This is a genomic window from Amycolatopsis sp. NPDC047767, from assembly GCF_040704195.1.
GTDB lineage: Bacteria > Actinomycetota > Actinomycetes > Mycobacteriales > Pseudonocardiaceae > Amycolatopsis.
Map to the genome: position 1 here is coordinate 1 of NZ_JBEYSJ010000059.1, position 12911 is coordinate 12911.

The 12911-nt window shown below is 69.9% G+C and carries 17 protein-coding genes; 13 read left to right on the plus strand and 4 right to left on the minus strand.

Annotated elements, in window-relative coordinates:
* The first annotated feature begins 95 nt into the window (after positions 1 to 95).
* A complete protein-coding gene (locus AB0878_RS47695) occupies positions 96 to 470 on the plus strand; it encodes a DDE-type integrase/transposase/recombinase (RefSeq protein WP_366589899.1) in 375 nt (124 codons plus the stop codon).
* The gene (locus tag AB0878_RS47700) at positions 425 to 703 is read left to right on the plus strand and encodes an IS3 family transposase (protein WP_366589901.1); all 279 of its coding nucleotides are present in this window, start codon (positions 425 to 427) and stop codon (positions 701 to 703) included. The genes AB0878_RS47695 and AB0878_RS47700 overlap by 46 nt, the downstream gene beginning before the upstream one ends.
* A 171-nt stretch (positions 704 to 874) precedes the next feature.
* Here AB0878_RS47700 and AB0878_RS47705 read toward each other — a convergent pair whose 3' ends face one another.
* A complete protein-coding gene (locus AB0878_RS47705) occupies positions 875 to 2098 on the minus strand; it encodes an MFS transporter (RefSeq protein WP_366589903.1) in 1224 nt (407 codons plus the stop codon).
* 80 nt (positions 2099 to 2178) lie between these two features.
* On the opposite strand from AB0878_RS47705, the gene AB0878_RS47710 reads away from it, so the two are divergent.
* From AB0878_RS47710 to AB0878_RS47740, 7 genes are all read left to right on the plus strand, one after another.
* Positions 2179 to 3090 carry a LysR family transcriptional regulator gene (locus tag AB0878_RS47710; RefSeq protein ID WP_366589905.1) on the plus strand — a complete coding sequence of 304 codons (912 nt, stop codon included), beginning with the start codon at positions 2179 to 2181 and terminating at the stop codon, positions 3088 to 3090.
* 555 nt (positions 3091 to 3645) lie between these two features.
* Positions 3646 to 3846 carry a hypothetical protein gene (locus AB0878_RS47715; protein WP_366589907.1) on the plus strand — a complete coding sequence of 67 codons (201 nt, stop codon included), beginning with the start codon at positions 3646 to 3648 and terminating at the stop codon, positions 3844 to 3846.
* On the plus strand, positions 3840 to 4007 hold the full coding sequence (locus tag AB0878_RS47720; RefSeq protein WP_366589909.1) for a hypothetical protein: 168 nt from the start codon (positions 3840 to 3842) through the stop codon (positions 4005 to 4007). Before AB0878_RS47715 ends, AB0878_RS47720 begins: the two co-directional genes overlap by 7 nt.
* A 154-nt stretch (positions 4008 to 4161) precedes the next feature.
* Positions 4162 to 4338 (plus strand): hypothetical protein, encoded by a 177-nt coding sequence (locus tag AB0878_RS47725; RefSeq protein WP_366589911.1) that lies wholly within the window; start codon positions 4162 to 4164, stop codon positions 4336 to 4338.
* 147 nt (positions 4339 to 4485) lie between these two features.
* Positions 4486 to 4875, plus strand: coding sequence for a hypothetical protein (locus tag AB0878_RS47730; protein WP_366589913.1), 390 nt, complete (start codon positions 4486 to 4488; stop codon positions 4873 to 4875).
* Positions 4876 to 5000: 125 nt separating this feature from the next.
* Positions 5001 to 5186: a hypothetical protein gene (locus AB0878_RS47735; RefSeq protein WP_366589916.1), complete on the plus strand. Its 186-nt coding sequence runs from the start codon at positions 5001 to 5003 to the stop codon at positions 5184 to 5186.
* A 19-nt stretch (positions 5187 to 5205) separates the two neighbouring features.
* Entirely contained in the window at positions 5206 to 5694 is a 489-nt protein-coding gene (locus AB0878_RS47740; RefSeq protein ID WP_366589918.1) for an Imm26 family immunity protein, read from the plus strand.
* 90 nt (positions 5695 to 5784) lie between these two features.
* Here the strand turns inward: AB0878_RS47740 and AB0878_RS47745 are convergent, their stop codons facing one another.
* Both AB0878_RS47745 and AB0878_RS47750 read right to left on the minus strand, forming a co-directional pair.
* The gene (locus tag AB0878_RS47745) at positions 5785 to 7008 is read right to left on the minus strand and encodes a flavin-dependent oxidoreductase (RefSeq protein ID WP_366589921.1); all 1224 of its coding nucleotides are present in this window, start codon (positions 7006 to 7008) and stop codon (positions 5785 to 5787) included.
* The gene (locus tag AB0878_RS47750; RefSeq protein ID WP_366589924.1) at positions 7008 to 8360 is read right to left on the minus strand and encodes an MFS transporter; all 1353 of its coding nucleotides are present in this window, start codon (positions 8358 to 8360) and stop codon (positions 7008 to 7010) included. Before AB0878_RS47750 ends, AB0878_RS47745 begins: the two co-directional genes overlap by 1 nt.
* Before the next feature lie 83 nt (positions 8361 to 8443).
* On the opposite strand from AB0878_RS47750, the gene AB0878_RS47755 reads away from it, so the two are divergent.
* Positions 8444 to 9196, plus strand: a complete 753-nt coding sequence (locus AB0878_RS47755) for an IclR family transcriptional regulator (protein ID WP_366589927.1) — start codon at positions 8444 to 8446, stop codon at positions 9194 to 9196.
* A gap of 4 nt (positions 9197 to 9200) precedes the next feature.
* Here the strand turns inward: AB0878_RS47755 and AB0878_RS47760 are convergent, their stop codons facing one another.
* Positions 9201 to 9929, minus strand: coding sequence for an IclR family transcriptional regulator (locus tag AB0878_RS47760; protein ID WP_366589929.1), 729 nt, complete (start codon positions 9927 to 9929; stop codon positions 9201 to 9203).
* A 170-nt stretch (positions 9930 to 10099) separates the two neighbouring features.
* On the opposite strand from AB0878_RS47760, the gene AB0878_RS47765 reads away from it, so the two are divergent.
* From AB0878_RS47765 to AB0878_RS47775, 3 genes are read left to right on the plus strand one after another with little or no spacing between them, the layout of a single operon-like run.
* A complete protein-coding gene (locus tag AB0878_RS47765; RefSeq protein ID WP_366589987.1) occupies positions 10100 to 11167 on the plus strand; it encodes a cupin domain-containing protein in 1068 nt (355 codons plus the stop codon).
* Positions 11164 to 12018 carry a fumarylacetoacetate hydrolase family protein gene (locus AB0878_RS47770; RefSeq protein WP_366589931.1) on the plus strand — a complete coding sequence of 285 codons (855 nt, stop codon included), beginning with the start codon at positions 11164 to 11166 and terminating at the stop codon, positions 12016 to 12018. Before AB0878_RS47765 ends, AB0878_RS47770 begins: the two co-directional genes overlap by 4 nt.
* Positions 12015 to 12791 (plus strand): maleylpyruvate isomerase family mycothiol-dependent enzyme, encoded by a 777-nt coding sequence (locus AB0878_RS47775; protein ID WP_366589933.1) that lies wholly within the window; start codon positions 12015 to 12017, stop codon positions 12789 to 12791. The genes AB0878_RS47770 and AB0878_RS47775 overlap by 4 nt, the downstream gene beginning before the upstream one ends.
* Positions 12792 to 12911 lie beyond the last annotated feature (120 nt).

A 12911-nucleotide genomic window follows, 5' to 3' on the forward strand; every position in this document is an offset into this window, starting at 1 on the left:
AGCGTCGGGCTGGTGGCCGATCTCATGCGCGAACTCGGGCTGGCCGGCTGCCAGCCCCGGGCATACAAACGCACCACCCTGCCCGGGGAACAACCGTGCACAGTCCCGATCTGATCGGCCGTGAGTTCACCGCGGACATGCCTGGTCAACGGCTGGTCGGCGACATCACCTACGTGAGAACCAGTGAGGGCTGGCTGTATCTCGCGACCGTGATCGATCCGGCCACCCGGATGGTCGTCGGCTGGCAGCTGGCTGATCGCATGCGGACATCGTTGATCACCGACGCCCTGGGCATGGCGATCACCCACGGCCATGTCAGCCCGGGCGCAGTGTTCCACTCCGACCGCGGAACGCAGTACCCTCGGCCGAGTTTTTCCGATTCTGCAAGGACAATCAGGTTCGAACCAGTGTCGGGCGAACCGGGGTGTGTTGGGACAACGCGGCGGCCGAGTCGTTCTTCGCATCGCTGAAAACCGAGATGTATCACCGCGAAATGTTCCCGACCCGGGTCCGTGCGCGGTTCGCCGTCGCTGACTACATCGAAGTGTTTTACAACCGGAAACGACTCCACAGCGGCCTCGGCTACCGCACCCGGTCGAGGCCTACCGTGATCACCTCACCGCGAGCGCGGCCTGAGGCAACCCACCGAGGACCGTCCAAGAACCTTGTGGCATGGATTGCGCGGTACGGACAGATGAAGTAGCTCGCAGCTGAGGACTGAGGCGTAGCGAGCACGAGACTGGCCAAAGTGATGGTCACCGCACACGAGACAGCCGTCGTTCGACTCGGCGTGTGGGTTTTCTCCGTGATCCGTCCGCGCCTGCTGTGGGATCGGCGTGTTTCCGCCGTGACGGCCAGGCCGACAGCTTGTCGGTCAGGCGGTGATCCGGGGTTTCGCCGGTGCCAGCTTGCGCATCGAGATCGCCAGGACCAGGACAACCAGGATGAACGCGCCGACGTAGAGCGAGACTCCCGGCCACCCATCGGCGCTGTAGGCCAGTCCTCCGATCGAACCTCCGACGCTGGAGCCCAGGTAGTAGCAGAACAGGTAGACCGCCGGGCCCTGCACGCCGAGCGTCGCGGCTCGAGGGCCGACCCAGCCGCTGGCGACCGAGTGCGCCGCGAAGAAGCCGACGGTGGTGACGACGAGCCCCACCACGACGACGGCGAGGTTGTCCGCCAGCATCAGCGCGATCCCGACCAGTGTGATCGCCGCGGCGACGGGCAGCATCCGGGGCCGCCCGAGCGTGTCGACGAGCCGGCCGGCGACGGTGGAGGCCGCCGAACCCGCCAGGTAGACCACGAAGATCAGCCCGACGACGACCTGGGACAGCGAGAAGGGCGGCGCCAGCAGGCGGAAACCCAGGTAGTTGTAGATGGTCACGAAGCAGCCCATCAGCAAGAAGCCGACCGCGAACAGCCTTACCAGCCCGGAATCCGTGAACGACCGGCCGATCGCCGCCGCCAGGTGCCGCACGCGCGGCGGGCTGGGCTCGAAGAAGGCCGAGGGCATCACGCTTATCCGGAACAACACCGCGCAGCCGAGCGCGACGACCCCGACGCTCCCGAGCGCCCATCGCCAGTCCGACACGTCGAGCACCAGGCTGGCGATGACCCGCCCGGCCAGCCCGCCGATGCCGTTGCCCGCGATGTACAGCCCCATCGCAGTACCCAGCGAACGACGGTCGATCTCCTCGGACAGGTACGACATCGCGGTCGCCTGCAGCCCGGCGAGCGCGAGCCCCTGCAACGCCCGCAGCACGAGCAGCACCGTGAAGTTCGGGCTGAACGCCTGCGCGACCCCGAGCGCTGCCGCGGTGAACAGCGAAGTCGTCATCACAGGCGTCCGTCCGACGACACCCGACAGCGCGGTCAAGGGGATCACGCCCACGGCGAGCCCGGCGGTGCCGAAGGACACGGTGAGGCTGGCTTCGGCCGGGCTGAGCCGGAACTCGGTGCTCAGCGCGGGGAGCAGCGCCTGGACGCAGTAGAGCGTGGTGAAGGTCGCCAGCCCGGAGGCGAACAGCGCGAGGGTGATGCGCCGGAAGCCGGGCGTGCCGCGGAGGTGTCGCAGGATCTCGGTCTGCGTCTCTGTCACGTGGGACGACGGTAGGCAGGGGCGTATTATTCGTCCAATGCGAGATACTGGCTTGACTCATCCGCGAGTGGATTGAACTGATGGACGATCAGCTGACCGCGAGAATCACCGAACTGGCTCCCCGCGTCGCGCTTCTGGAAGCACTCGCCGAGGAGAGCAACCTCACGCGCGCGGCGGCGCTCGCCGGGATTCCGCAGCCGACGGCGAGCCGGTGGCTGACCGAACTGTCCGACCAGCTGGGCATCCCCGTCTTCAGCCGCGCCGGCCGCGGCATCAGGCTCACCCGCGCCGGCCGGCTCCTCGCCGAATCCGGGCGCAGCGCCGCCGCCGAACTCCGGCTCGGTTACCGGGCCGCCCTGGCCGAAGCCTCGCCTGGAAGCGGCCACGTCTCCGTGGCGTTCCTGCACACCATGGGCGGCGTCCGCGTTCCGGAACTGCTGGCCGGCTTCCGGTCCGCACATCCCGGCGTCCGGTTCACCCTCATTCAGGGCTCGGGCGAGGAGATCCTGCAACACCTGCACACCGGCGAAGCCGACCTGGTGCTCACCTCACCCCTGCCCACCGACGACCACGCCCTGGAATCCCGTGCCCTCACGGAACAGCCGCTCGTGGCGGTCGTCCCGGCCGGGCACCCGCTCGCCTCTCGTGCCCGCGTGCGCCTGGCCGACCTCGCCCGGTTCGAATTCGTCGCCCTCAAACCCGGCTTCGGCCTCCGCCGCATCGTCGACGGCCTCCTCGCCTCCGCCGGATGCGCTCCGAAGATCTCGTTCGAAGGTGAAGAAGCCGACACCTTGCGCGGCATGGTCGCCGCCCGGCTCGGCGTAGCCGTCCTCCCGGAATCGGAACCCTTGCCCAACCCGGGCACAGTGGAGATCCCGCTGAATCCACCCGCGTACCGCGAGATCGGCCTGGTCTGGGCGGCGGGCCAGCCACTCCTGCCGGCGGTGCGGGTGTTCCGCGATTACGTCACCGCCCGAACCCACCCGGACTGAGTCCAGTTTCGTCTGCGGCAGACGCGATCGGGCTCGTATGTGCGATGCGTGGTGTTCATCGGCGAACGGATGTTCAGGCGGTGCTCGACGAAGTCGAAGCCTGTACGTCGGCGAGCGAGATCGGCAGAAGCCGCACCTTGACAAGGTCGCCCTGGGGCGAAGCACCTGAACTGGTCGGACGCCCCTCGTGTGTTCCCGGACGCGAACAACACGCTGCGCGTGCTGCGATACCTGTGCGACCTCTACAGGAAACCTTGCCGGCCGCCGGACCGGCCACCGCGCGCCCGGCAGCCGACGAGCTCGCCGACCGCCGGTCGGGCGCCCCCAAGTCTCACCCGGCCCGGACGTCGCCGGCGGATGCCCCGACGCCGAGGTGATTCCGTGACGCGCGCAGCGTCGCCGCATCGCCCGCTGCGTTCGCTTGCCGCCTGAACAGCCGACCGTGGCCGCGTCCGCTGCCCGAGCGTGAGCAGCTCGACCTGTGGGCCGCCACGGTCCGCCGCGAAGTCACCGAGATCAGGAGGTTCCCATGGCCGTACCTCGTCACTGGCGACCATGCGGCGGCACGACTACTTCGCCGTGCTGCTCGTTACTGCCGCCGCGTACGAGACCGTGCGCGCGAAGCTCGACCGCGTCACCAAGTCGGCCGAGTCGGACAGGATCTACCGCATTCTGCGATACCGCGTGGCCGCGCTGAGAGCGGGCCGCAGGACGAGGTTGCTGAGCAGCCGAGCGCGCGGGAGCCCGAGGTGTTGACGGTCGTCGCCGAGGGCCTGGCTGAACCTGCGATCGCACATGCCCCGTGCACCTTCACCGAGAAGGCCAGAACACACGTCACCGATATTCTCTGCTCGTACGACCGCGCGAACGCGGTCCACCTCGCGCATAAGCGCACGCTCCTCGACGGTGCCCAGTGACGGCCGCCACGGTCTCTGGCAAGACATCCAATTCCCGCCCTCGCCCAGGAACTACCCACCCACGCCGCTTCTGCGAGGCAGATCCGGCGAACCATGCCGAAGCTCCGGCCACCGCCATGCCATCCGCAGCAGCAGTCCGTTCACAGGAGACCCCGTGGCGCCCCAACAGACCCCATCGGCCCAGTTGACCATTTCGCGTCGCGAAGCCGTGCTCATCGTCCTCGTGCTCGCGGTCGTGCTCGTCGCCGGCACCTCCGGCCCCGCAGACGCGTTCCTGCTCGTCGTCGCCGCCCTGTTTCTGTCCACGATCAGGCTTGCGGATCAACAATGAAGCTGCGTTCCAGGACGTTCGGTCCTCGGTGGTGAACCGGGTCGAACACGGGGTGATTCCATTCCCGTGCACGCCGGGCACCAAATTCGTGGTTCGAGTGCTGGGGCATACTCATGTTCGCCCCGGAGCAGACAAGGACAAGCCACTGTGGACTACCGCAAGCTGTTCACCGAGATCCACCGGCGCCCGAACATGTACGGCCTGGACGGCAGCTACCACGACTACTGCACGTACCTGCTGGGCGTCGACGCCGGCAACGACGGCCAGTTGCTCACCGGGTTCACGGAGCTGCTCGTGCCGCGGGTCGGCGGCGGCAACAACCTGAGCTGGGTCTCATTGGTGCTGCACCTCGCCTTCCCCGACCGCACCTCGGGCTGGCACGACGAGGCCGCCGGCGAGGGCAAGCAGGCGGCGGTGGATCTGCTCTTCTCCCTGCTGAACGAGTTCTTCGACAAGCGCGACGCCCACCGCGGGACCGCTGCCATCTTCGATGACTACCTGACCTGGTTGAAAGCTCAATCCTGGCATCGCCCATGATGGTGGCGGCGCAGTTCAGCGGAGAGCTCAGGTGACACGACGCGGGGCGAGCCAGGAACATTCTGTACGACGGCAGCTGGCCGGTACTCGGGCGGCTTCCGGCCTGGGACAGGGACGATTGTCGCATGCCGGTCTTCGTGCACAAGGATTCCCTTGCCGGCCGGTACAGTCTCCTCGAGTTTCCCGGAGACGACCCGGGCGAGCGGCCGACGCGGCGTACGATCACCGCAGCCGAGGCTCAGGGGTTGCCCGAGTCGGGCAGTGCGGGTTCGGGGTTCGTGGAGCAGGTCCTCGCGAAGCTGCTGTCTTGAGCCGAAACGAGGAGCTCGAATGACGCGGCGTGGAGCGAAGCAGAAATACCGCGAAGGGGACTGGTTCACGGTTCCTCTCGAGGGTGGCACGTTTGCCCTCGGGCTGATCGCGCGCAGCACCAAGAAGTCGCACTCCATCTTTTTCGGATACTTCTTCGGTCCGGCTCGAGCGTCGATTCCCTCGCTGTGGGACGTGGCCGACCTGTGGCCGGCCGATGCAGTCTGGGTCGGGATGTTCGGCGACGTCGGACTCCACGACGGGACCTGGCGAGTGCTCGGCCGGACGCCCGGATGGGATCGTGGCACGTGGAAGATGCCGGCCTTCGTCCACAAGGATGCGCTCGTCCCCGGACGTTGGGTGCTTCGCGAGTATCCGAACGAGGACCCGGGTGCCCGTCCGGTCGGACGGCGGATCGGCGAAGCTGAAGCAGTGGGGCTTCCCCGGGACGGCCTTGCCAACGCGGCGCTCGTCGAGCTTCGGCTGACGCGGCTGCTGACCGAGGCCTAGTGGCGGAGAGCTGCGCCGGCCGCGGAGTCCGCACCGACCGCGAACGCCGGGCGCCAGGAGCCGCCCGGCGATCGTGGGCGCCCGTCCTGGTCAGGGTCGGGCTGACAGTGAGGTCAGCGAGTAGCCGGCGATCTCCTTGTACCTGCTGAGGATCGCCTCCAGCTGCCGGGGGTCGACGACGTCCTCGAGCCGGTCGAAGGGGCGGTCGCCGGTGCGTTCGTAGACCTCGCGCAGGATGGCATCGGGTGGGGTGGTGCGGTTGGCGCGGACCACGGCGGCGGTGGCCGGGATGCGTTCGGCCTCGTAGGCGGACAGGGCGGAGACCACGTCGTCGGTCGCGGCGAGCTCGGTGGCCAGCTTGCGGGCGTCCAAAATGGACTGGCCGGCGCCGTTGGAGCCCCTGGGGACCATGGGGTGTGCCGCGTCGCCGAGGAGGGTGATGCGGCCGGTGCCCCACCGGGGCAGTGGTTCCTGGTCGACCATGGGGTATTCCAGGATCGTCGTGGACGAGGACAGGAGGGCCGGCACGTCCAGCCAGTCGAAGTGCCAGTCGGCGAAGGCGGGCAGGAAGTCCTCGAGCCGTCCGGTGCGGTTCCAGTCGCGGTCGGCGTGCTGGGGCGTTTCGATCTCCACCACCCAGTTGACGAGCTGGCGGCCTTCGGCGTCGACGTGGTCGCGGATCGGGTAGACGACGAGCTTCCCGGTGGCGAGCCAGCCGGCGCGGATCATGCTGGCGCCGCCGAGGATCGCGGGCCACGGGGTGACCCCGCGCCACATGTTGTAACCCGAGTACACCGTGCCGCCGGCTTCCGGGTGCAGTTGCCGGCGGACGACGGAGTTCACGCCGTCGCACCCCACGACGACGGCGCCGCGCACGCTGCCCTGCTCGAACTCCGCCGTGGCCCCGGTGGCGTCCTGCGAGACCGCCACGCAGCGCCGTCCGGTGAGCAGCCGGTCGGGGCCGAGCCGGTCGCGGACCGCGCGCACCAGGATGTCGTGCAGGTCGCCGCGGTGGATGGAGAACTGGGGCCACGCGTAGCCCGCGGTCCGTCCGGTCGGCTCGGTGTAGATGCGCTGGCCGAACCGGTTGAAGTAGAGCGAGCTCTCGGTTTCGATCGCGACGGCGGACAGCTCGTCCGCCAGACCGAGCCGGGTCAGTTCCCGGGTGGCGTGCGGCAGCAGGTTGATCCCGACACCGACGGCCGAGAGCTCGTCGACCGCTTCGTGGACCGTGCAGTCGACGCCGGCGGCGTGCAGTTCGAGGGCCAGGGTAAGGCCGCCGATGCCTCCACCGATGATGACGACTTCGGACATCAGTGCTCCATTTCTTCTCTGGGTGCCGCCGGGGTGACCCGGCGCGGTGCGTGATTTCGAACGAGCACAAAGGACGTACTGACCACGGCGAGCACGGCGGCCACCGCGACCGCGACGAACAGCACGGCGCTGCCGCCGAACGCGCTCAGCAGCGCGCCGCCGATCGACGGGCCGAGGATGCCGCCGACCCGGCCGACGCCGAGCATCGCGCCCTCGCCGGTCGCACGGGCCTGAACCGGGTAGGTGGCCGCGCAGATGTTGTTGAGCAGGAACTGGCCACCGATGATGAACAACCCCGCGAACCCGATCGCGACGATGTTCACCGCCGTCGAGCCGCCGGCGGCGACGACGAGCGTGGCCACCGCGCCCAGGCCGCACCAGAGCATCAGGCTGCGCCTGGCGCCGAGGTAGCGGTCGGCGACGAGGCCGCCGAGCAGGGCGCCCACAATGGACATCCCTTGCAGCACGGCGCCGAAGGCGTACCCGGTCGCGAAGGTCTCGCCGCGCGCGATCATGAGCTGCGGTGTCCAGGTGGACAGCCCGTAGACGCCGAAGAGCAGCAGGAAAGAAGACACCCACAGCGCCACCGTTCGCGTCCGGAAGCGGGGCGCGAGCACGAGCCGCCAGTCCCGGGGTTGCCGGTCGACGGACAGCCCGAGTTCGCGGTAGGACTGAGCACGCTCGGGTCGCAGCCGGGACAGCAAGCGCACCGCCTGTTCCTGTTTTCCCTTGGCCACCAGGAATTCCACGGATTCGGGGAACACGGCGAGGTAGATCACGCCCAGGACCGCGGCGGCACCGCCCACGTAGAACAGCGACTCCCAGTGGCCGCCCTCGGTGAGCGCGACGCCGAGGACCGCGGCCAGCACGCCGCCGAGGGCGAAGCCGGTGCCGCCGAGCACGGTGAGCCGGTTGTGCACCCGCTCGGGCAGGTATTCGTTCACGTACGCCGTGCCCAGCGGCAGCAGCACGCCCAGGCCCAGCCCGGTCACCGCGCGCAGCGTGACGAACGCCGGGAACGTCGTGCCGACGAGGCCCGTCAGCACGCTGAACACCCCGGCGATCAGCAGGCCGGCGATCAGGGTGGGACGGCGGCCGATCCGGTCGGCGACGACGCCGTGGACCAGCGAGCCGACGGCGAACCCGATCAACGCGGACGACACCAGGAAACCGGTTGCCCCGCCGGACAGATGCCAGGGCTTCACCACGAAGTGGATCATGTACGACGGGATGAAGGTGTCGTAACCGTCGAACAGGGTCGCCAGCGCGACGAGCAAGACCAGCAACCAGTGGAAGGGCCGGAGCGGAGCGGTCCGCAGTTCCGTGCGGATGTCGATGGTGGCGGCGGACAATACGACCTCCTCCTTGAGGGCTGTGCCTGGACTTTAAGTTCGCGCACCCATCCACCGGAATCTGTGGGTTGTAGAATTCTGCTATGCGGGACGAGTCGGGGTACCTGGTTGAATCGGCCGACAACGTGCTTCGGCTGCTGGAACTGCTGGCCCAGCGCGGGCGGCTTCGCGTGAGCGAGGCGTCCGACGAGCTGGGTGTCGCCCGGTCCACCGCGCACCGGTTGCTGATCACGTTGCGGCACCGCGGGTTCGCGGTGCAGGACTCGCACAAGGTGTACCGGCCGGGGCCGGCGTTCGAGCGGATGGTGCGGCCCGGGCCGTCACCGCTGGATCTGCGCGCCGCGCTGCACATCCACCTGGCGGAGCTGAGCCAGGCACTCGGGGAGACCTGCCACCTGATGGTGCTGGAGGGCAACGGCACCCGGTTCCTCGACTGCGTGGAGAGCACGCAGATCCTCCGGGTCGGGGCCAGGACGGGGATGCTGCTGCCCGCCCACGTCACCTCGGGCGGCAAGGCGTTGCTGGCCGAGCTGTCGAAGGAGCAGTTCACCGCGTTGTACCCGCGGGACCTGCCCGCCCTGCCGGGCAGCGGCACCGTGAACCGGGCGGCCCTGTTGCAGCAGCTGACCGGGATCCGCCGCCGCGGGTACGCGACCAACTACGGCGAGAGCGACCGCGGCATCGTCGCGATCGGTGCCTGCGTGCGGGACGGCAGCGGCCGGGCGCTCGCGGCGTTCGCCGTCGCGTTGCCGAGCCCGCGGTGCCCGCGGTCCCGGATCCCGGAACTCGCCAAGGCCATCGAGGAACAGTGCCGGCAGGCCTCGGCCGATCTGTGACGCGTCACCGGGCTCGGGCGCTCAGTGCCTCCCGGACGTCGCCGCAGGTCCGGAGCAGGTGCGCGGCCATCGCCTCCGGGCCCGCCGAGGCGAACCTCGCCGTGGGGACGGCGACCGCCAGTGCCGCCGGCTGACCGTCGATGACCCCGATCGACGCGCCGATCGCCGTGACGCCGGGCTCGCTTTCGTCCTGGTTGAGTCCGAAGTGGTTGCGGCGGACCGCATCGAGCTCTCGGTGCAGTGCCGCGACGTCGTGAATCTTCTCGCCGGGCCAAGCGGGTAGCCCCGCCGCGTGCAACGCGGTGACCTCCGCCGCGTCGAGGTCGGCCAGCATCGCTTTGCCGCCGGACGTGCGGTACGCCGGCATTCGCGCGCCGGTCCGCAGGCCCACCCGCAGCGGGTGGTGGCTCTCGATGCCGTCGACGAACCGGACTTCGGCCGCGGCGCGGACCATGAGGTGCACGGTCTCGCCGACGTCCGCGTGCAGGCGCTCGAGGTACGGCCGGACGCGGTCGGCCAGCGGCGGCGCCCAGCCGGGGGTGGCCAGGGCGAGCAGCTCCGGCCCGGGCCGGTACTGCCGCTTGTCGCCGCGCACCGCGAATCCGCGCTCGCACAGCGTCGACAGCAGCCGGTGCGCGCTCGACGGTGCCACACCCAGTTCCCGGCTCGCCTCGGTCACCGTGATGCGGCCGTGTTCGGACAGCAGGGTCAGCAGCGTCAGCGCCCGGTCCACCGCTTCGATTCGATACGGGCCGGAATTCCGCTCCACAGAAAAACCATACGTCGCCTTTGCGTTGTCCGGAAGGCTCTGCCTACGCTCCGGGAAGACCGCCGAACGCCAGAGGAGTGCGCATGTCCCCGGAGACGGAGCAGGTGATCGGCCGTGGCCCGGCCGCGAACGAGATGACCAGTGGGGACAGTCCGGAGCTGACCGAGCTGTACCGGGACTTCGAGTCCGAGCACCTCATTCCACTGTGGACGCAGATCGACGACCTCATGCCGATGCACCCGAAACCGAAGGCCGTGCCGCACGTGTGGCGGTGGTCGACGCTCTACCCCCTGGCGCAGCGCGCCGGGGAGCTGGTGCCGGTCGGGCGTGGCGGTGAGCGCCGCGCGATCGCGCTGGCCAATCCCGGCCTGCCGGGTCTCGCCTACGCGAGCCCGACGCTGTGGGCGGCGATCCAGTACCTCGGCCCGAAGGAGGTGGCGCCCGAGCACCGGCACTCCCAGAACGCGTTCCGCTTCGTCGTGGAGGGCGAGGGCGTGTGGACGGTCGTGGACGGTGACCCGGTGCGCATGTCCCGCGGTGATTTCCTGCTCACCCCCGGCTGGCGTTTTCACGGCCACCACAACGAAACCGACCAGCCGATGGCCTGGATCGACGGCCTGGACATCCCGTTCACCCACTACGCCGACGTCGGCTTCTTCGAGTTCGGCGCGGACCGGGTCACCGACGACGCGACCCCGAACTTCTCCCGCAGCGAGCGGTTGTGGGGGCACCCGGGCCTGCGTCCGCTTTCCGGACTGCAGGACACGGTGTCCTCGCCGATCGCCGCCTACCGCTGGGCGCACACCGACGCGGCGCTGACCGAGCAGCTCCTGCTCGAGGACGAAGGCCAGCCCGCGACCGTCGGGCCGGGCCACGCCGCGGTGCGCTACGTCAACCCGACCACCGGCGGCGACGTCATGCCGACGATCCGCGCCGAGTTCCACCGCTTGCGCGCGGGCGTCGAGACCCGGGCGCGGCGCGAGGTCGGGTCCAGTGTGTTCCAGGTGTTCGAGGGCCGCGGCGAGGTGGTCCTGGACGGCGTCGAGCACCGGCTGGACAACGGCGACCTGTTCGTCGTGCCCTCCTGGGTGCCCTGGTCCCTGCGCGCCGAGAGCTCGTTCGACCTCTTCCGCTTCTCGGACGCTCCGATCATGGAACGCCTGCACTTCCACCGCACTCACGTCGAAGGAGAAGACCGATGAGACTGGCGACGATCCGCATCGGCGGGACGACCGCCGCCGTACGGGTTGACGGCACGACGGCGATCGAGACCGGGTTCGCCGACGTCGGCGCCCTCCTGCAGGCGGGTGGTCTGGACCGGGCCGCCACCGCGGACGGTGCGCGGCACGACTTCGGCACCGCCGATCTCGCGCCGGTCGTGCCGCGGCCCGGCAAGATCGTCTGTGTGGGGCTGAACTACCGCAACCACATCCTCGAGATGGGCCGCGAGCTCCCCGAGTTCCCCACGTTGTTCGCCAAGTACCCCGAAGCTCTGGTCGGGCCGCGCGACGAGATCCTGCTGCCGCCGGAGTCCGACCGGGTCGACTGGGAAGGTGAGCTCGCCGTCGTCATCGGCACGAGCGTGCGCCGGGCCTCGGCCGACGAAGCGGTGGCGGCCATCGCCGGCTACTCGGTGCTCAACGACGTCACCATGCGCGACTACCAGTACCGCACGGCCCAGTGGCTCCAGGGCAAGACGTGGGAGAACAGCACGCCACTCGGGCCGGTGCTCGTGACGCCCGACGAACTGCCCGCCGGCGCCCGGCTCGTCACGTCCGTCGACGGCGAACAGCTGCAGCAGACCCCGCTCGACGACCTCGTGTTCGACGCCGGGGAACTCGTGCGCTACATCTCCACGATCGTCACCTTGCAGCCGGGTGACGTCATCGCCACCGGCACCCCCGGCGGCGTGGGGCACGCGCGCACGCCCCAGCGTTACCTCGCACCGGGCCAGACGCTGACCACGCGCATCGACGGGATCGGTGAGCTGGTCAACGTCGCGGTGGCGGAAAAGGTGAGCGGCGGGCCGGATCGAGCCGCGGCCGGCGCATGAGCGTCACTTCCGAGGACGCGGCGCGCGCGGCTCTGCGGGAACGGCAGGGGCCCGGCGCCCGCTACGACTCGCCGCACGCGCCCGCTCACGAACTGCTCTGGGCCCGGCGCGGCACGGCGTACTTCGCGCGCAAGCTCGGTGAACTGTCCGACGCCGAGCTCGACGAGCCCAGCCTGCTGCCGGGCTGGTCCCGCCGGCACGTCCTCGCCCACGTGGGCTACAACGCCCGGGCTCTGACCCGGCTGCTCACCTGGGCGCGGACCGGCGCCGAGACCCCGATGTACGCCTCGGCGGAGCAACGGCAGGAGGAGATCCACTCGGGGGCCACCCTGCCGGCCCGCGCGTTGCGGAGCCTGGTCGCCCACGCCGCCGCGCACCTCGACACCGAGTGGCGCGACCTGCCGGACACCTCCTGGGACGCGGAGGTCCGGACCGCGCTGGGCCGGCTGGTGCCGGTCCGGGAGACGGCGTGGATGCGCACCCGCGAGGTGTGGGTGCACGCCCTCGACCTGGCCAACGGTGCGACCACCCGGGAGTTCCCCGGCGATCTGCTCGACGCGCTGCTCGCCGATGTGCTGCGGGGATGGCGCCGGCGGCAGGAGCCGGTGCACCTGGTGCTCGCCCCCACGGGCCGGGCGCCGATCGTCCTGGGGGAGGGCGGCACGACCGTTTCGGGTGATCTGCCGGATCTCGTGCGCTGGGTGACCGGCCGCGGAACCGCCGGTGTGGTCACGGAAAGCGGCGAGTTGCCGGCGCTTCCGCGCTGGTTCTGACCCCTGCGGGGGAACGAGAGAAGACTCCGGCGCGGGTTCTGCGCCGGTCTACTGTGGACTTCGTGGGAATTTTTCCCCGTCGCGGCGGGCCACCTCCGAGGTGAATCGCGCCGTCCCGCA

Bases quoted from the DNA above. Each gene is read 5' to 3' on its own strand.
- AB0878_RS47710 (WP_366589905.1), top strand. From the start codon at position 2,179: ATGGACGATCAGCTGACCGCGAGAATCACCGAACTGGCTCCCCGCGTC.
- AB0878_RS47715 (WP_366589907.1), top strand. From the start codon at position 3,646: ATGCGGCGGCACGACTACTTCGCCGTGCTGCTCGTTACTGCCGCCGCG.
- AB0878_RS47735 (WP_366589916.1), top strand. From the start codon at position 5,001: ATGCCGGTCTTCGTGCACAAGGATTCCCTTGCCGGCCGGTACAGTCTC.
- AB0878_RS47740 (WP_366589918.1), top strand. From the start codon at position 5,206: ATGACGCGGCGTGGAGCGAAGCAGAAATACCGCGAAGGGGACTGGTTC.
- AB0878_RS47745 (WP_366589921.1), bottom strand. From the start codon at position 7,008: ATGTCCGAAGTCGTCATCATCGGTGGAGGCATCGGCGGCCTTACCCTG.
- AB0878_RS47755 (WP_366589927.1), top strand. From the start codon at position 8,444: ATGCGGGACGAGTCGGGGTACCTGGTTGAATCGGCCGACAACGTGCTT.
- AB0878_RS47765 (WP_366589987.1), top strand. From the start codon at position 10,100: ATGACCAGTGGGGACAGTCCGGAGCTGACCGAGCTGTACCGGGACTTC.
- AB0878_RS47770 (WP_366589931.1), top strand. From the start codon at position 11,164: ATGAGACTGGCGACGATCCGCATCGGCGGGACGACCGCCGCCGTACGG.
- AB0878_RS47775 (WP_366589933.1), top strand. From the start codon at position 12,015: ATGAGCGTCACTTCCGAGGACGCGGCGCGCGCGGCTCTGCGGGAACGG.